Genomic DNA, 17,617 nt, shown 5'->3' with positions numbered 1-17,617 from the left:
CCGTGCCCGTCGGCTTAACTAGCCCTCAAGAGGGTTTTTGGCGCAGTTGGCGCAGCTCGCCATTCAGCGCCTTGATAATGGTATAGCACATCAGCAGCATCACCACGGAGAACGGAATCGCCGTCGCCGTCACCCCGGCCTGCAGTGCCGAGAGCCCGCCGCCGATCAGCAGCACGATGGCGATGAAGCCCTCCACCGTGGCCCAGAACATGCGCTGGGGACGCGGCGCATCGATCTTGCCGCCGGCGGTGATGGTATCGATCACCAGCGAGCCGGAGTCCGACGAGGTGATGAAGAAGATCAGCGCCAGCACGATGGCCAGGGTCGACATCAGGCCGGTCAGCGGCAGCTCGTTGAGCATGCCGAACAGCGACAGCTCGGGGCTGTAGGTGTCGATCACGTACTCCTTGACCAGACTGGTGTCGGGGCTGGCGTAGAGCTGATCCAGCGCGGTCGCGCCGAATACCCCCATCCAGACGAAGATGAACAGGCTGGGAATCAGCAACACGCAGATCACGAATTCACGAATCGTGCGTCCCCGCGAGACCCGGGCGATGAACATGCCGACGAACGGTGCCCAGCTGATCCACCAGGCCCAGTAGAAGATGGTCCAGGCCTGGCGGTAGGCGTCGTCGTCACGGCCGAAAGGAGCCGATAGCGGGGCGAGCTCCCTTACATAGGTGGTGAGGCCGGTAAAGAAGCCGCTCAGGGCGACCAGCGTGGGGCCGGCAAACAGCACGAAGAAGAAGAACAGCACCGCCAGCACCATGTTGATTTCGGAAAGCTTCTTGACGCCGCCCTCGAGCCCGCGCCACACCGAGACCAGCGCTGCGGCGGTCACCAGCAGGATGATGATGACCTGGGTGGTGGTCGTGACCTCGAGGCCAAACACGAAATTCATCCCCGCATTGGCCTGCTGGGCGCCGAGCCCCAGCGACGTCGCCAACCCGAACAGGGTGGAAAACACCGCCAGGATATCGATGGCGTGGCCCCACCAGCCCCACACGCGGTCGCCGAGGATGGGAAAGAAGGCCGAGCGAATCGAGAACGGCAGACCCTTGTTGTAGGTGAAGATGGCCAGCGCCAGCGCCATCACCACGTAGACCGCCCAGCCGTGGATGCCCCAGTGCAGGTAGGTGCCGGCAAGGCCCATGGCGGTGGCGCCGGGAATCGCCTCCGGGTCGAGCGCGCCGCCGTCGCCAAACGGCGAGGGAATGCCCAGCGGCAAGGAGACGTTGGCATGATAGACCGGCTCCAGCACCCCGAAGAACAGCAGCCCGATACCGATACCGGCGGCGAACAGCATCGAGAACCACGACAGGTAGTTGTAATCCGGCCGCGCGTCCGGTCCGCCGAGCCGGATCGAGCCATAGGGCAGCACCACCAGCGCCACGCAGAACAGGATGAAGAAATCCACCACCAGCATGAAATACCAGTCCAGGGTGCCGGTGGAGAAGCCGACGATGGACTGGAAGATGCCGCCGGCTCGTTCGGGGAACATCAGGGTGAGGAGGATGAAGACGACCGAGGCGAGTGCCGATACGGCGAAGACGCGGTTGTGGATATCGAAGCCGATGGGGCCGAGGCTCCCTTCGACATTGTCTTGACCAACGACATAGTCGGTTTGCATGTCGTTGGCCCCGGGAGGTGACGAGGGGTCGCTCGTTGAGCTCATGAGAGTGTTCTCCTGTGATTGTTAGGTTATGGAGTCGTGAGGGGGTGTCTCATAAGTGTACAGCCTTGGCTCTGTGCGAAAATGTCAGGGTGCTAGCCTCGCTGCGTCAGGTGTCGCCAACCACCGGGAAGCGTGCGCGGCGCTCGAGGTCGTCGAGATCGATGGTATTGCGCATGTACTGCTGGCTGGCATCGAAATGCGGCTGGTGGTCCCAGGGGGTGACCCTGCCCTGCTTTAGCGCCCGCGATACCAGCTTGCGACGCCGCTGGCTGGCGATCACTTCGTCATGCAGGCGTGCATAGTCCCAGCGGCTGGCGAGCTCGTCGCGAAACGCTTTGCACAGGTCCAGGTGTGCGGGATCCTCGGCCAGGTTGGTCAGCTCCAGCGGGTCGGCCTCGAGGTCGAATAGCTGGTCGGGGTCGGGGGCGCTGTGCACGAACTTGTAGCGGCCGCGGCGAATCATCAGCAGCGGAGCGATGGCGCCCTCACTAAGATATTCGCCGATCGCTTCATCGTGGCCGCCCTGGCCAGTGAGGTGCGGCAGCAGGCTGCGGCCGTCCACCGGCACCGCATACTCGGGGGGCTGGCCGTGGTTTGCCAGCTCGGCGAAGGTCGGCAGCAGGTCCATGGTCGAGACCGACTGGCTGACCCGGCCTGGCGCAAAGCGGCCGGGGGCGTGGACCAGCATCGGCACCCGCGCCGAATCCTCGAACCAGCTCATCTTGTACCACAGGCCGCGCTCGCCAAGCATGTCGCCGTGGTCGCCGGAGAACACGATGATGGTGTCGTCGGCCAGGCCGGTCTCCTCTAGCGCCTTTAGCACCGCACCGATCTGGTCGTCGACGTAACTCAGCGCCCCGTAGTAGGCGTGGCGGGCATTGCGAATCTGCGCATCGCTGACGCCGCCCTCCTCCAACTGGTAGACGTGGCGCAAGCGCTGGGAGTGGGGATCCATCAGCGTGCGGCTGTAGGGCACGCGGGGCATGTCGATGGCATCATGCTGGTAGCGGTCCCAGTACTCCTGGGCAATGGTGTAGGGGTCGTGGGGGTGAGTCAGCGACACCGTCAGGCAGAACGGCCGCGTCTCGCCGTTGCGGGCATAGTCGTAGAGGAAGCGCTGGGCGCGAAAGGCCACTTCGTCGTCGAAGTCGATCTGGTTGGAGCGAACACAGGGCCCAGCCTGGGTGACCGAGGCCATGTTGTGATAGTAGCTGGGCCGTTCGTGGAAGTTCTCCCAGTCGACGAACCAGCCGAAGTCGGCGGGGTAGATGTCGGTGGTCAGGCGCTCCTCGAAGCCGTGCAGCTGGTCAGGTCCACAGAAGTGCATCTTGCCGGTGAGTGCGGTGAAGTAGCCGGCGTCGCGCAGGTAGTGGGCGTAAGTGGGAATGTCAGCGGCGAACTCGGCGGCGTTGTCGTAACCGCCGATCCGCGACGGCAGCTGGCCGGCCATCAGTGTGAAGCGCGACGGTGCACACAGCGGGCTGTTGCAGTAGGCGGAGTCGAACACCACCCCCTCGGCGGCGAGTCGCGACAGGTGCGGCGTCTTGACCAGCGAGTGGCCGTAGAACGGCAGCTTGCTGGCGGTCATCTGATCGGCCATCAGGAACAGGATGTGCGGTTGCTTGGCCGGCATGGCGAATACCTCGCGTCGACAGTGGCGGGTGGGTGGGCTGTCATCTAGTCTCATGCCTTATGCGAAATCCTGTAAACTCGCTAAATATTAATCCAAGTCATTAGGTGGGCTAATGTCGTTGATCGGCAGGCGGGTGTCGCCCCACGGGCTGCGGGTGTTCGAGGCAGCGGCGCGGCATCTGAGCTTCACGGCCGCCGCCGGCGAGCTGCACTCGACCCAGTCGGCGGTAAGCCAGCAGGTGCGAGCGCTGGAGGAGCAACTGGGCATGCCGCTGTTCGAGCGCATCTATCGCGGGGTGCGTCTTACCGAGGCCGGTCAGGCGCTGTTCGTCAGCGTGCAGGAGGGCTTTGCCACCATCGAGCGCACCCTCGACCGTCTGCAGCGTCAGCATCGTCATCCGCAGGTCAATATCCTTACCGACTTCTCGTTCGCCGCCTACTGGCTGCTGCCGCGACTGCCGCAGTTCCGCCAGCGGCATGCGGATATCGACGTGCGCATCATGACCCATCAGGGCGGCCGCGACTGGCACGATCAGGAGGTCGACGTGGCGCTGCTGTTCTGCGATGCGCGCACCCTGAGCGGCGTGCCCAGGCTGTTCGATGAGACGGTGATGCCGGTATGCAGCCCGGCGTTTCTCGACCAGCACGGCCCGATCGATAGCCTGGCGAGGCTCAGCGAACTGCCGCTGATGGCGCTGTTGAGCGAGCCGGGCCAGCACTGGCTCGACTGGCCGGCATACTTCAAGGCCTTGGCCGATATGGCCTACGTGCAGCCGGCGGAGCTGACCTTCAACAATTACACCTTGTTGATCCAGGCGGTGATCGCCGGCCAGGGCATTGGCCTGGGCTGGCGGGGGTTGATCGATGATCAACTCGCCAGTGGTGTCCTGGTAGGACTCGAGGGCATGACGCTGAGTACGGGGGGAGGCTATGGCCTGATCGACGGACGCGGCGGTGGCGGCAGCGCGAGACAGCTGTTTCGCGACTGGCTGCTGGAGAGGACGGGGTAAGGGGCGCTGCCCGCCATCAAGGCGGGCAGCGGTGAGACTTAGCTAACGGCGGCGATGCCGGCCTTGGCGACCTGGACGTCCTGGTCGGGTTTGACCCCGGAAACCCCCACGGTGCCGGCGACCTGGCCGTCGACCAGTACCGGCACGCCACCGGACAACAGGCCTTGCATCGGTGCCGACAGGAAGGCGTTACGGCCGCCGTTGATCATCTCTTCGAAGACTTGTGTCTCCTTGCAGCCCAGGGCAGCGCTACGTGCCTTTTCGCTGGCGACCCCGGGAGTCATGGGGGCTGCGCCATCGAGGCGGCGAAGGCCGAGCAGGTGGCCGCCGTCGTCGGCCACGGCAATGGTCACTGCCCAGCCGTTGGCCTCGGCTTCCTGCTGGGCGGCATCGAGGATGGCGTTGACGTCGGTCAGGGTGAGTACGGATTTGGTTTTCATGAATATCTCCTGATGATTTGAACAGTTCACTATTTTCTATAAGAAGTGACACAGCATACGTGGCGCGTATCACCGAGGCTGTTCCGGCGACAGCGCTTCGAGGAGGCGCTGTAAACCCCTCCCTGGGCGCTACCGACGCCATCCATGGCGTCGAACCTCCTCTTCGCCCTGTCCCCGGCGCCCCTACCGCTGGCAACACTGCTAGCCGAGTCTAGCTACCCACAGAGGGCTCTATTGCCTCATCGACGATCTCGATCCAGTGGCGAACCGGGGTGCGTCCGGCGCCGGCGAGGTGGGTCTGGCAGCCGATATTGGCCGTCACGATGGTTTCCGGCTTGCCGGCTTCCAGGGCATCGAGCTTGTTGTCGCGTAGCTGGGTGGCAAGCTCGGGCTGGGTGATCGAGTAGGTGCCCGCCGAGCCGCAGCACAGGTGAGCGTCGGCCACCGGCGTCAGCGCGAAGCCTAGCCGGGTGAGCACGCCCTCCACCGCACCGCCGAGCTTCTGGGCGTGCTGCAGGGTGCAGGGGCAGTGGAAGGCCAGCTTGCGGGTTTCGCTTACCGCCAGGTCGTCGAGCTCCTCGTCGCGCAACACCTCGACCAGGTCCTTGGCCAGGGCGCTGACGCGCTTGGCTTTTTCGGCGTACGCTGGGTCGTCGGCGAGCATCTCGCCGTACTCCTTGACGAAGGCGCCGCAGCCGCTGGCGGTCTGGACTATTGCTTCCACCCCTGCCTCGCCCTCTTTCTCGATATGCGGCCACCAGGCGTCGATATTGGTACGCATGCGCGCACGGCCATCGTCCTGGGCGTTGAGATGGAAGTCGATGGCGCCGCAGCAGCCGGCCTCGCTGACCGGGGTCAGGCCGATGCCGAGGCGATCCAGCACCCGCGCGGTGGCGGCATTGGTATTGGGCGACAGCCCCGGCTGGACGCAGCCTTCGAGGATCAGCATCTGACGCGGCTGGTGGCGATGATCGGGGCGCTGGCCGGCGTCCACCGGCGCCGGTGGCATCTTGCTCCTCAGCGCGCCGGGCACCAGCGGCTTGAAGGTCTGGCCGAGCTTGAGCAGCGCCTGGAAGCGCTTGGGCTCCACCAGCATCTTGCGCAGGGCGTAGCGCTGGGCGCGCTCGCCGGTGCTGCGCGGCACCCGGCGTTCGATCTCGGCGCGGCCAATGTCGAGCAACTTGTGGTACTCGACGCCGGAGGGACAGGTGGTCTCGCAGTTGCGGCAGGTCAGGCAGCGGTCGAGATGCAGGCGCGTCTCGGCGGTGACCTGGTCGTCGTCGTCGCGGCTCTCGAGCAGCTCCTTGATCAGGTAGATGCGCCCGCGGGGGCCGTCACGCTCGTCGCCGAGCAGCTGGTAGGTGGGGCAGGTGGCGTTGCAGAAGCCGCAGTGCACGCAGCTGCGCAGTACGCGGTCGGCTTCCTGGATGTGCGGTTTTTCGAGGTCTTCAGGGGTAAAGTGCGTCTGCATTCAGACCTCCGCGTAGAGTCGGCCGGGGTTGAAGATCCCGTTGGGGTCGAGCTCGGCCTTGAGGTTGCGATGGTACTTGGCCACCACCGCTGCCAGCGGCGTGAATGGCTCGGCAACCCCCGGCGTATAGCAGGTGGCGTGGCCGCCGGCGCGAGCGCAGGCCTCGCGTATGTCAGCGGCGTCGGCGTCGCTCTTCAGCCAGCGCTGGGCGCCGGCCCAGTCGTAGAGCACTTCGCCATCCACGCCTAGCGGCGGCGTATTGTTGGGCAGCGACAGGCGCCACAGCGGGCGTTGGTCGGCGCAGAAGAAGGCCAGGCGCAGTTCGCGCAATTCTTCCCAGTAGCCGGCATCGAGGTTGTCACCGCCAAGGCGCTCGCGGGTCGCCGCCACCGAGCTCACGCCGCCCTCGAGACGCAGGTGCAGGGCCCCGTCGTGATAGCTGGCCGCAGACAGCGGCAGTGGCTGGCGGCCCCATTCGGCGAGCTTGGTCAGCGCCGCGTCGAGCGGCAGTTCGAGGCGCAGGCTGTGGCTGGCGGCGGGCTTGGGCAGCACCTTGAGCGAGACTTCGGTGAGCAGCCCGAGGGTGCCCTGGGCGCCGACCATCAGCCGCGACAGGTCGTAGCCGGCGACGTTCTTCATGACCTCGCCGCCGAAGCGCAGCTGCTTGCCCTCGTGGGTGATCACTCGGGTGCCGAGCACCAGGTCGCGCACGCTACCGGCCCAGGGGCGGCGCGGGCCTGACAGTCCGCAGGCGATCATGCCGCCGAGCGTGGCGCCGGCACCGAAGTGAGGTGGTTCGCAGGGCAGGCGCTGCCCCTCGGCGTCGAGCGCTGCTTCCAGCTCTGCCAGCGGGGTGCCGGCGCGCACCGAGACGATCAGCTCGACGGGGTCGTAATGGCTGATGCCGCGGTGCTCGCGGGTCGACAGTTCGACGCCTTGCACGGGGCGGCCGTAGAAGGCTTTGGTGTTGCCACCGACGATGCGCAGTGGGGTCTTGTCGCGGTCGGCTCGGCGTACCTGCTCGCACAGCGCCTCGCTGTTATCTTGGTCGTGTAGGGAAACACTATCTGCCATGGTGGCTCCTCAGAAACGCGGCAGCTCGGGGTGCGGCAGTTCGTTGTTATGCACGTGCATGGCGCCGAATTCGGCACACCGCGCAAGCGTGGGGATGTTCTTGCCCGGATTGAGCAGGCGGGTCGGGTCGAAGGCCGCCTTGACCGCATGGAAAGCGGTGATCTCGTCGGGCTGGAACTGGGCGCACATCTGGTTGATCTTCTCGCGGCCAACGCCGTGCTCGCCGGTGATCGAGCCGCCGGCCGCGACGCACAGCTCGAGGATCTTGCCGCCGACGTCCTCGGCCAGTTCCAGCTCGCCGGGCTGGTTGGCATCGAACAGGATCAGCGGGTGCATGTTGCCGTCGCCGGCGTGGAAGACATTGGCCACGCGCAGGCCGGATTCTTCCGAGAGCGCGGCGATGCCCTTGAGCACCCGCGGCAGCTCGCGGCGGGGGATGGTGCCATCCATGCAGTAGTAGTCCGGCGACATGCGGCCTACGGCGGGGAAGGCGTTCTTGCGACCTGCCCAGAACCTGGCGCGTTCGGCGTCGTCGCGGGCCAGGCTGATGTCGGTGGCGCCGGCCTGGCGCAGCACCTGCTTGACCGTCTCGCAATCGTCGTCGACGTCGGCCTCGACGCCGTCGAGCTCGCACAGCAGGATCGCTTCGGCCTCCACCGGGTAGCCGGCCTTGACGAAATCCTCGGCGGCCTGGATGGCCAGCTTGTCCATCATCTCCAGCCCGCCGGGAATGATGCCCGCGGCGATGATGTCACCCACCGCCTTGCCGGCCTTTTCGACGTCATCGAAGTTGGCCATCAGCACCTTGGCGCTCTCCGGCTTGGGCAGCAGCTTGACGGTCACCTCGGTGACCACGCCGAGCATGCCCTCGGAGCCGGTGAACAGTGCCAGCAGGTCGAAGCCGGGGGCGTCGAAGGCCTCGCTGCCCAGCGTCATGCGCTCGCCTTCGATGGTCATCACCTCGATCTTGAGCACGTTGTGCACGGTGAGGCCATACTTCAGGCAGTGCACGCCGCCGGCGTTCTCGGCGACGTTGCCGCCGATCGAGCAGGCGATCTGCGACGACGGATCCGGTGCGTAGTAGAGGCCGTAGGGCGCCGCAGCCTCGGAGATCGCCAGGTTGCGCACCCCGGGCTGAATGCGCGCAATGCGCGCGTCAGGGTCGATGTCGAGTATCTGTTTGAAGCGCGACATCACCAGCAGGACGCCCTGCTCCAGCGGCAGGGCACCGCCCGAGAGGCCGGTGCCGGCGCCGCGGGTGACCACCGGCACGCCCATGGCGTGGCAGGTCTTGAGCAGCATCTCGACCTGGTCGAGGCTGTTGGGCAGTGCGACCAGCATCGGCAGCACGCGGTAGGCGGCGAGGCCGTCGCACTCGAAGGGGCGCAGGTCCTCCTCGCGATACAGCAGGGTCATGCCGGGCACTGCCTCGGCGAGGCGTTGCCGTACCTCGGCCTTGTCGTTATGCGGCAGCTCGCCGTCCAGCGCCGCATCGTAAAGAATGTTCATGGTGACTCCCCAGCTTGCGCGTCAGGCATCCAATCTGTGCCCTCAGGGCAGCCTTGTCCAGCCTGTGGTGTAGTGGTCTGACCAGACATTGGTCTATGTTGTGGAAATCCTTTCCAATCTACATCCTGACGTGCCATGAGGATAGTTTTGTAGCCCAGCAGAGGCGAGGAGCCCACAATGCCCTTGATGCCCGACGAGCGCCTGGCCGGCATGCGCACCCCCGACGGGGTCGCGGCAACGCTCGAACAGCTGATTCTCGACGGCGTGTTTCGCCCCGGCCAACTGCTGCCCTCCGAGCGGCGGCTATGCGACAAGCTGGGGGTATCGCGCTCCTCGCTGCGCGAGGGGCTGCGTGCGCTGCGCAGCAAGGGGGTGATCGAGACCCGCCACGGGCGCGGCTCCAGCGTGGCGCAGTTGGTGCCGCCGCGGGACGACAACCCGCTGATGCATCTATTCAAGAACCATCCGCGCACGCTATTCGATCTGCTCGAGGTGCGCGCGCTGCTGGAGGGGGAGTCGGCGTTTCTCGCCGCCAGTCGCGGCACCTCCGCCGATCGGGTATTGATCACCCGCCGTTACCAGGAAATGGCCGACTATGTGGCGCACGAGGAGCACATCGACGTCGAGCGGCTGGCACGGCTCGATCACGCCTTTCACCTGGCGATCTGCCAGGCCTCGCACAATCCGGTGCTGGTGCACACCCTGCAGAGCCTCACCGACCTGCTACTCAGCTCGGTGTTTGCCTCGGTGAAGAACCTCTATCATCGCGCCGAGCCGCGCGAGATGATCAATCGTCAGCACGCCCGACTGCACGATGCGGTGGTGCAGGGCAAGCCGACACTGGCCAAGCGAGTGGCGCTGGAGCACCTGACCAGCATCGGCGAGCGGTTGCGCGAGATCGAGGTCGAGACCCAGCGTCTGGAGCGCTCGACAATGCGTCTGGAGGGGTGGGAGTAGTGGTTCAGCCGTTGACGGCGTTGATCAGCTCGTCGTCTTCGATGACCCCGGCCAGTGTCACCACTTCCAGCTTGTGGCACAGGTGGTCGCGCAGGATCTGTCCCAGGCGTTTGCCGTCACGTGCCTTTAACGCCACGATCATCATCTCGTGGTCGTTGACCGCCTGGCGCCAGAAGGCGTCGGTCATCTTCTTCGAGTAGCGCACCCGCTTCACCCGGTAGCTGAGGTTGTTGTACATCTCCTCGAGTACCTGGTTATTGGCAGCGGCCAGAATGCTTTCATGAATCTGCCGGTTGACGGCGAAGTAGGCCTGCATTTCTCGGTTGTGATAGTGCTCGAGCATCTGATCGTGGAGCTTGCAGATCGCGGCAATCTGGCCGTCGTTGATCTGCTGGCAGGCCAGTTCCCCTGACAATCCTTCCAGCGCCCCCATCAGGTCGTAGGTGTCCTTGACCATCTTCACCGTCAGCTGCATGACCCGCGCTCCGCGGTTGGGCAGCAGCTCGACCAGGCCTTCAGAGGCCAGCACCTTGAGCGCCTCGCGCAGCGGCGTGCGCGATACGCCGAAGGTTTCACACAGCTGCTTTTCTGAAATGCGCTCACCCGGCGCCAAGTCGCCGTGCTCGATCAGTTCACGAATCCGGTCAGCGACTTCCCGGTAAAGATTGCGATGCTGAATCTTGCTCATGCTCAGGTTCCTTGTTCGCGGCCGGCCATCTGGACGTCCCTGCCTGGATGTCGCTACCGCGCGCACCCGATTTCTATGTTGGCGATATTGACGGCATAGTGCAAAAGGTATTATGAATTCATAATTCCATCAAGGGGCGGTTGGCTGCTCGGCATTGCCGAGTCGACGCCTCAAACCACCACTCTCTCCAGGAGATGCAACATGGCCGGCAAGGTATATCGCTGTCGCGTTGACCTCACACGCGCCCAGGCGCGGAACATTCTCGACGCTGCGTTCGCTCGGGCGCGTGCCGACGACATGGAGCCGCTCGGCGTGGTCGTTCTCGACGGTGGGGGGCACGTAGTGGCCGCCGAGCGCGAGGATGGCTGTGCGCCGCTGCGCTTGCCGGTTGCGCGTGGCAAGGCGTTTGCCGCGTTAGGCAACGGCATTGCCAGCGGCGTGATCGGTGAGCGCAATGCCGAACGACCGGCTTTTCTGGCTAGCGTGGCAGCGGTATCCGGTGGACACTTCGTGCCGGTTGCCGGCGGAGTGCTGGTTCTCGATGAGCAGCAGCTGGTGATCGGGGCGGTCGGTGTCAGCGGCGCCTCATCGCCACAGGATCAGGACGCGGCCCAGGCGGGGATCGAGGCGGCCGGATTGGCCTGGGGACTGGCGCCAGAATGAGTCCTGGCCACCACGACCATTAGTGCCTTGACATCGCTGCGGGGCGCCGACTGGCTTGAAGCGCAGGCTTTGAATAAAGAATTCAATTTTCAGGGCCTGGAGAACCTGCCGGTTTTCACGCTATCGAGGAACGACGCATTACAAGCACAACAATCTGCATAACGTCCTAAACCGAGCATCACGCCAACATTAGAATAAAGAGGTAACACGCCATGCTATTCCCACGTGTCGCTGTCGCCACCCTCGCCATTGCGGTGGCGTCGGTCTCCCTGCAAGCCCAGGCCCGCGAAATCACCTTAGGCCACGTCGGTGGCCCCGATTCGCTGTTCACCGACTCTGCCAACCACTTCGCCGAATTGGTCAATGAGCGCCTACCCGAGCCCTATGAAGTCGTGCCGTTTGGCTCGAGCCAGCTGGGTACCGATTCCGAGCTGCTGCAGCGCATGCGACTGGGTACCGTCGACCTGGCGCTGCCGTCCACCATCATGTCGTCGGTGGCCGATGAGTTCGGCCTGTTTGAGCTGCCCTACCTGATTCAGGATCGCGAGCACATGAGTCGCGTAGAGGAGGAGGTCTTCTGGCCACACCTGGCGCCGCTCGCTGAGGAGAATGGCTATCGCATCCTGGCCGTCTGGGAGAACGGTTTCCGCCATATCACCAACAACCGCCGCGCCATCAACACGCCGGAAGATCTGCGTGGCGTCAAGCTGCGGGTGCCCCAGGGCGTGTGGCGGGTGAGGATGTTCGAAGAGTACGGTGCCGAACCCTCGCCGATGTCACTCTCCGAGGTATTCATGGCACTGCAAACCGGCGTCATGGACGGCCAGGAGAACCCGCTGGCCCAGATCTCCGGGCAGCGTTTCCAGGAAGTGCAGGATTATCTCTCTCTCACCGGCCACGTCTATACCCCGGCCTACCTCACCGCCGGTCGCCGCTTCAACAACCTTCCCGAGGAGATCCAGGAGATCATCATCGAGGCGGCCCGGGAGACCCAGGCGTTCGTCTACGAGCACGCCGCCCAGCTGGACCAGGATCTGATTGGCGTCATCGAGGCGGCGGGAACCGAGGTGAACGAAGTCGATACCTCGGTGTTCATCGAGGCTTCTACGCCGATCTACGAGGCCTTCGCCAACGAGGTGCCCGGCTCCCAGGAGCTGATTGACCAAGTGTTGGCACTCGGTAACGACTCCTGACGACAGACAACTCCTGTCTGTGTCCTCGACCCCACGCCACGCTAGTGGCGTGGGGGCCCGACCCTTACCTCAATGAGTCGAGATCCATGGGTACTGTGAATCAACTCTCCCGCATCATGGAGCGTTTACTCGAGATCGTCACGGTAGTGCTGATGGTGTCGCTGACGCTGGTGGTGCTCTATGCAGTGGTAACCCGCTATGCCTGGCGGACCCCCTCCTGGTATGACGAGGTAGCCGCCATCATGCTGGTGTGGCTGACCTATTATGCCGGGGCCCTGGCGGCGCTCAAGCGCGGCCATATCGGTGTCGACGGGGTGGTGGCCGCCATGCCGGTACATATCCGTATGCCGGTGACCTATGTGTCCGAGGCGCTGTTTATCGGCTTCTTCCTGGTACTTGGCTGGGCCGGCCTGGTGGTGCTCGATGTCATGCAGGGCATGGCCTTGATCACCCTGCGCTGGGTTCCGCTCACCTTCACCCAGTCGGTGATTCCCATCGGCGCCGGGCTGTTCATCATCGCCCAGCTGCTGAGCATGCCGGCGCATCTGGCCAAGGTGCGAGCCGGCCTGACCCAGGAAGAGGAGGAGATCCGCCATGCCATTGCCGAGGCCGAGCGTGACAATGCGCGAGCCGGCTTTACCGCGGATTCAATGACCAAGAGGGATCAGCCATGACACTGCCGTTTATGATAGTTGGCTTGATCGGGCTGATCCTGATGGGGCTGCCCATCGCCGTGGCGCTGGCGATCGTGGCAACGGTGGCCATCGTCGCCTATCAGGGCCTCGAGATGCTGCCCAATATCGGGCTGACCATGTTCGAGGGGGCCAGCAGCTTCCCGCTATTGGCGATCCCGATGTTCGTGCTGGCCGGCGCCATCATGAACACTGGCGGCATCTCCAAACGCCTGATCGCCTTCGCTTCGGCGCTATTCGGTTTTGTCCGTGGCGGGCTGGCGATGATCAATGTCGGTGTCTCGCTGTTCTTTGCCGAGATTTCCGGGTCAGCGGTGGCCGATGTGGCGGCCACCGGCTCGGTGCTGATTCCGGCGATGAAGAAGCGCGGCTATCCGAGTTCGTTTGCTGCCGCGGTGACGTCGTCGTCGGCATCGCTGGCGATCATCATTCCGCCGTCGATCCCGATGATCCTTTACGGAGTGATGTCCGGGGCCTCCATCGTCCAGCTGTTCGTGGCCGGTATCGTGCCCGGTCTGCTCGGCGCCGGCGGGCTGGCCGCGCTGTGCTACTACTATGCGCGCAAGTACAACTGGCCGGTGGAAGAGGTGTTCCAGTGGAAGCGGGTCAAGCAGACCGCCAAGGAGGCTAGCTGGGCGCTGACCCTGCCGATCATCATCCTCGGCTCGATCTTCGGCGGTTTCGTCACGGCCACCGAGGGTGCCGGCCTGGCGGTGGCCGCCGCTATCTTCATCAGTGCCGTGATCTATCGTGAGCTGGATATGCGTACGCTCTACAAGGCGATCATCGACGGTGGCCAGCAGACCGCGGTGGTGATGCTCTTGGTGGCGGCGTCAGCCCTGATCGGGGTGTTCCTGACCGAGATGCGCATGCCCCAGCAGTTGGCCCAGGCGGTGCTCAGCCTGACCGACAATAAGTACGCGATCCTGATGATGCTGAACGTCTTCTTCCTGCTAATCGGGCTCTTCCTGCACTCCGCCGCGGCGATCATTCTGGTGGTGCCTATCGTGATGCCGCTGGTCGGTGCGGCCGGGATCGATCCGGTGCACTTCGGCCTGGTGGTATGCCTCAACCTGGCGATTGGCCAGCAGACCCCGCCGGTGGCGAGCGTGCTGATTACCGCCTGCTCGATCGCCAAGTCGGATGTGTGGTCGGTGACGCGCTCCAACCTGGGCTTTATCAGCGTCCTGCTGGTGGTGCTCCTGATGGTCACCTATATCCCGGCGATTCCCATGGCGCTGGTCGAGTTCTTCTACCGCTAAGCCAGTATCGCTAAGCCAAGGTCCCCTCCCGGCTAGGTCGCGCCGGGAGGGGCAGGGAGAGGCATATGAACGAAGAGAGTCTGCTGTTTGAGGTGCGCGACGGCGTGGCCTGGCTGGGTTTCAATCGCCCGCAGAGCCGCAACGCCATGACCTGGGAAATGTATGACGCCCTGGAGTCGCGCTGCGATCAACTGGCAACGGATGCGCAGATACACGCTGTGGTGCTGCATGGTGTTGGTGGAGAGGCCTTTGTGGCCGGCACCGATATCACCCAGTTCAGCCACTTTTCCAAGCCCGAGGATGCCATCGGCTACGAGCGCCGCATCGATCGTGTGGTCGGCAAGCTGGAGACCCTGAACAAGCCCACCATCGCGCTGATCGAAGGCGCCTGCGTGGGCGGCGGCGCGGCGCTGGCGATGGTCTGTGACTTTCGCTATTGCACGCCAAGCCTCAAGTTCGGTGTGCCGATCGCCAAGACCCTGGGCAACTGCCTGTCGATCACCAACGTCTCACGGCTGATCGACATGGTAGGCATCGCGCGGACCAAGGAGGCGCTGATGCTGGGCAAGCTGTTCAGCGCCGAGGAGGCCAGCCAGGCCGGCCTGGTAAACGTGGTGGTCGAGGCCGATCAGATCCATGCCCGGGTGGCCGAGGTGGCCGCCCAGTTCGCCAAACGTGCGCCGCTTACCGTGCAGGCCAGCAAGGCGCTGGTGGGGCGCGTTCAGGAGCAGCGGCGTGCGGCCCGTGACGGCGGCGATGACTGGGTCATCACCTGCTATATGAGCGACGACTTCAAGGCGGCGGTCAACAAGTTCGTCAACAAGACGCCGTTCGAGTGGACGGGTCACTAATGACAAGCGAGGTGGAGCCGATGCTTCCCTTAGACAATCTGAAAGTGCTGGATATCTCGCAGATCATGGCCGGCCCCTACTGCACCATGGTGCTGGCTGACATGGGCGCCGAGGTGATCAAGGTCGAGAAGACCAACGGCGGCGATGACAGCCGCCAGATGGGCCCCTACGTCAACGACGAGTCGACCTGCTTCTCGCAGATCAACCGCAACAAGAAAAGCATCTCCTTGAACCTCAAGGATGAGCGCGCCCGGCAGATCTTCTATCGCCTGGCCGAAGACGCCGACGTGATCGTCGAGAACTACCGCACCGGGGTCACCAAGTCACTCAAGATCGACTACGACACCATCAAGGCCATCAACCCGGGCATCGTCTACTGCTCGATTTCCGGCTATGGCCAGAGCGGTCCCTATAGCCATCGCGGCGGCTTCGACCTGGTGGCCCAGGGCATGAGTGGCCTGATGTCGATGACCGGTGAACCCGGGCGGCGGCCGTTGAAGACCGGCATCGCCGTCTATGACATCGGCGCCGGGATCACCGCGGTCTATTCGATCCTCGCCGCGCATATCCACAAGATGACCACCGGCGAGGGCCAGCATATCGATATCGCCATCACCGAGTGCGGCTTGCCGTGGTTCGCCTGGGAGGCCGCGGCCTATTTCGCCGAGGGCAGGGTGCCCGAGGCCACCGGCTGGCGCCATCGGGTGTCGGCCCCGTATCAGGCGATCAAGGCCCGCGACGGCTACCTGATGCTGGGCTGCGCCAACCAGCGTACCTGGGAACGTCTGTGTGGCGATGTGCTGGGCCGCGAGGACCTGATGGCCGACCCGCGTTTTCTCACCAACCATGACCGCGGCCAGCACGTCGAGGCACTTGAGGCGCTGCTCGAGGAGATCATGGCCGACCAGGACACCGATCACTGGCTGGCGCTGTGCGACAAGGCCGGGGTGCCGGCGGGGCCGATCAACGATTTCGGCCAGGCGATGCAGGACGAGCACTACCTGGCGCGGGGCATGGTCGAGGAGATGGAACATCCGGTGATCGGCAAGATGAAGACCATCGGCTTTCCCAGCAAGTTCTCGCGCACGCCGTCGCAGATCCGCTCACCGGCGCCGCTGTTCGGCCAGCACACCGACGAGGTGCTGACGTCGGTGCTGGGCGTATCGCCTGACGAGCTGGCGACGCTGCGCGCCGAGGGGTGCGTCAAGTAGCGGCTCTTTTACGCGGCATATTGCATTCATTATCAAAAGTACAACCGATTCGTGGAGACAAGATCATGCTCAAGCTCGACTTCCATCCCTCCGGGCGGCACTACCTGCAGATCCCCGGTCCATCGCCGGTGCCGGATCGCATCCTGCGCGCCATGAGTCTGCCAACCATCGACCATCGTGGCCCAGAGTTCGGCGCGCTGGGTCGCGAGCTGCTGTCCAAGATCCAGAAGATCTTCAAGACCCAGAGCCCGGTGATCATCTACCCGGCGTCGGGTACCGGCGCCTGGGAGGCGGCACTGGCCAACACCATGTCGCCGGGGGACCGGGTGCTGATGTTCGAGACTGGTCACTTCGCCACGCTATGGCAGAAGATGGCGCGGCGCCTCGATCTCGAGCCCGAGTTCATCGGCCTGCCCGGCTACGAGGGCTGGCGCCACGGGGTGCAGGCCGACATGATCGAGGCGCGGCTCAAGGAGGATAGTGGCCACGAGATCAAGGCGGTCTGCGTGGTGCACAACGAGACCTCCACCGGCGTGACCAGCGACATTGCCGCGGTGCGGCGCGCCATCGACGCCGCCGGCCACCCGGCGCTGCTGATCGTGGATACCATCTCGGGGCTGGCCAGTGCCGATTTCCGTCACGACGAGTGGGGTGTCGACGTCACCGTGTCGGGTTCCCAGAAGGGCCTGATGCTGCCGCCGGGGATCAGCTTCAACGCGCTCTCAGACAAGGCCATCGAGGTCAGCAAGACGGCCAAGCTGCCCAAGAGCTTCTGGGCCTGGGACGAGATCCTCGAGGCCAACCAGAACGGCTACTGGCCCTACACGCCGAGCACCAACCTGCTCTACGGGCTCAACGAAGCGCTGGACATGCTGCTCGATGAGGGACTCGACAACGTGCTGGCCCGCCACCAGCGCTGGGCGGCGGGGGTGCGCACCGCCGTCGAGGCCTGGGGGCTCGAGGTGCAGTGTCAGGACCCTGCGGTCTATTCGCCGGTACTGACCGGGGTGGTGGTGCCGGAAGAGATCGATGCCGACGAGGTGCGCAAGATCATCTACGAGCGCTTCGATCTCTCGCTGGGCACCGGGCTCGGCAAGGCCAAGGGCAAGATGTTCCGCATTGGCCATCTGGGCGACTGCAACGACCTGACCCTGATTGCCACCCTGGGGGGCTGCGAAGCCGGCATGAAGCTGGCCGGCATTTCGCTCAAGGGCAGCGGCGTGGCCGCGGCACTCGACTACTTCGCTGCCAACCCGCTCAACCGTGGCGCGTGACCCAGATGAATGACT

Annotated in this window: 16 protein-coding genes; 9 read left to right on the top strand and 7 right to left on the bottom strand. The window is 64.5% G+C overall.

Going from position 1 to position 17,617, the window contains the following annotated elements; genetic code table 11:
* Positions 1 to 25 precede the first annotated feature (25 nt).
* Both CK498_RS05905 and betC read right to left on the bottom strand, forming a co-directional pair.
* A complete protein-coding gene (locus CK498_RS05905; protein WP_229358975.1) occupies positions 26 to 1,675 on the bottom strand; it encodes a BCCT family transporter in 1,650 nt (549 codons plus the stop codon).
* 106 nt (positions 1,676 to 1,781) lie between these two features.
* Positions 1,782 to 3,362, bottom strand: a complete 1,581-nt coding sequence (gene betC, locus CK498_RS05900) for a choline-sulfatase (protein ID WP_456064527.1) — start codon at positions 3,360 to 3,362, stop codon at positions 1,782 to 1,784.
* Between the two features lie 58 nt (positions 3,363 to 3,420).
* On the opposite strand from betC, the gene CK498_RS05895 reads away from it, so the two are divergent.
* The gene (locus CK498_RS05895) at positions 3,421 to 4,317 is read left to right on the top strand and encodes a LysR family transcriptional regulator (protein ID WP_095619924.1); all 897 of its coding nucleotides are present in this window, start codon (positions 3,421 to 3,423) and stop codon (positions 4,315 to 4,317) included.
* Between the two features lie 38 nt (positions 4,318 to 4,355).
* Here the strand turns inward: CK498_RS05895 and CK498_RS05890 are convergent, their stop codons facing one another.
* The 4 genes from CK498_RS05890 to glcD all read right to left on the bottom strand — a co-directional run bounded on the left by CK498_RS05890 (position 4,356) and on the right by glcD (position 8,811).
* Entirely contained in the window at positions 4,356 to 4,757 is a 402-nt protein-coding gene (locus CK498_RS05890) for a GlcG/HbpS family heme-binding protein (RefSeq protein WP_095619923.1), read from the bottom strand.
* A gap of 211 nt (positions 4,758 to 4,968) precedes the next feature.
* Positions 4,969 to 6,228, bottom strand: coding sequence for a glycolate oxidase subunit GlcF (glcF, locus tag CK498_RS05885; RefSeq protein ID WP_095619922.1), 1,260 nt, complete (start codon positions 6,226 to 6,228; stop codon positions 4,969 to 4,971).
* Positions 6,229 to 7,302, bottom strand: a complete 1,074-nt coding sequence (gene glcE / locus CK498_RS05880; protein WP_095619921.1) for a glycolate oxidase subunit GlcE — start codon at positions 7,300 to 7,302, stop codon at positions 6,229 to 6,231.
* A gap of 9 nt (positions 7,303 to 7,311) precedes the next feature.
* Positions 7,312 to 8,811, bottom strand: coding sequence for a glycolate oxidase subunit GlcD (gene glcD, locus CK498_RS05875; protein ID WP_095619920.1), 1,500 nt, complete (start codon positions 8,809 to 8,811; stop codon positions 7,312 to 7,314).
* Between the two features lie 186 nt (positions 8,812 to 8,997).
* Between glcD and glcC the strand changes: the two genes are divergently transcribed.
* On the top strand, positions 8,998 to 9,768 hold the full coding sequence (gene glcC, locus CK498_RS05870; protein ID WP_095620248.1) for a transcriptional regulator GlcC: 771 nt from the start codon (positions 8,998 to 9,000) through the stop codon (positions 9,766 to 9,768).
* A gap of 4 nt (positions 9,769 to 9,772) precedes the next feature.
* On the opposite strand, the gene CK498_RS05865 is transcribed toward glcC, so the two are convergent.
* Positions 9,773 to 10,456: a GntR family transcriptional regulator gene (locus CK498_RS05865; protein WP_095619919.1), complete on the bottom strand. Its 684-nt coding sequence runs from the start codon at positions 10,454 to 10,456 to the stop codon at positions 9,773 to 9,775.
* 201 nt (positions 10,457 to 10,657) lie between these two features.
* Between CK498_RS05865 and CK498_RS05860 the strand changes: the two genes are divergently transcribed.
* The 7 genes from CK498_RS05860 to CK498_RS05830 all read left to right on the top strand — a co-directional run bounded on the left by CK498_RS05860 (position 10,658) and on the right by CK498_RS05830 (position 17,602).
* On the top strand, positions 10,658 to 11,119 hold the full coding sequence (locus tag CK498_RS05860; protein WP_095619918.1) for a GlcG/HbpS family heme-binding protein: 462 nt from the start codon (positions 10,658 to 10,660) through the stop codon (positions 11,117 to 11,119).
* A 212-nt stretch (positions 11,120 to 11,331) separates the two neighbouring features.
* Positions 11,332 to 12,312 carry a TRAP transporter substrate-binding protein gene (locus CK498_RS05855; RefSeq protein ID WP_095619917.1) on the top strand — a complete coding sequence of 327 codons (981 nt, stop codon included), beginning with the start codon at positions 11,332 to 11,334 and terminating at the stop codon, positions 12,310 to 12,312.
* 86 nt (positions 12,313 to 12,398) lie between these two features.
* Positions 12,399 to 12,986, top strand: coding sequence for a TRAP transporter small permease (locus CK498_RS05850; RefSeq protein ID WP_095619916.1), 588 nt, complete (start codon positions 12,399 to 12,401; stop codon positions 12,984 to 12,986).
* Positions 12,983 to 14,266, top strand: coding sequence for a TRAP transporter large permease (locus tag CK498_RS05845; protein ID WP_176475731.1), 1,284 nt, complete (start codon positions 12,983 to 12,985; stop codon positions 14,264 to 14,266). The genes CK498_RS05850 and CK498_RS05845 overlap by 4 nt, the downstream gene beginning before the upstream one ends.
* A gap of 65 nt (positions 14,267 to 14,331) precedes the next feature.
* Positions 14,332 to 15,117: an enoyl-CoA hydratase/isomerase family protein gene (locus tag CK498_RS05840; RefSeq protein WP_095619915.1), complete on the top strand. Its 786-nt coding sequence runs from the start codon at positions 14,332 to 14,334 to the stop codon at positions 15,115 to 15,117.
* A gap of 20 nt (positions 15,118 to 15,137) precedes the next feature.
* The gene (locus tag CK498_RS05835; protein ID WP_095620246.1) at positions 15,138 to 16,328 is read left to right on the top strand and encodes a CaiB/BaiF CoA transferase family protein; all 1,191 of its coding nucleotides are present in this window, start codon (positions 15,138 to 15,140) and stop codon (positions 16,326 to 16,328) included.
* 65 nt (positions 16,329 to 16,393) lie between these two features.
* Entirely contained in the window at positions 16,394 to 17,602 is a 1,209-nt protein-coding gene (locus CK498_RS05830; protein ID WP_095619914.1) for a pyridoxal-phosphate-dependent aminotransferase family protein, read from the top strand.
* The last annotated feature ends 15 nt before the right edge of the window (positions 17,603 to 17,617 follow it).

Source organism: Halomonas salipaludis, assembly GCF_002286975.1.
Lineage (GTDB): Bacteria > Pseudomonadota > Gammaproteobacteria > Pseudomonadales > Halomonadaceae > Franzmannia > Franzmannia salipaludis.
The sequence above is the reverse complement of the archived record's forward strand: the minus strand, read 5'-3'. Positions and strand labels throughout refer to the sequence as shown.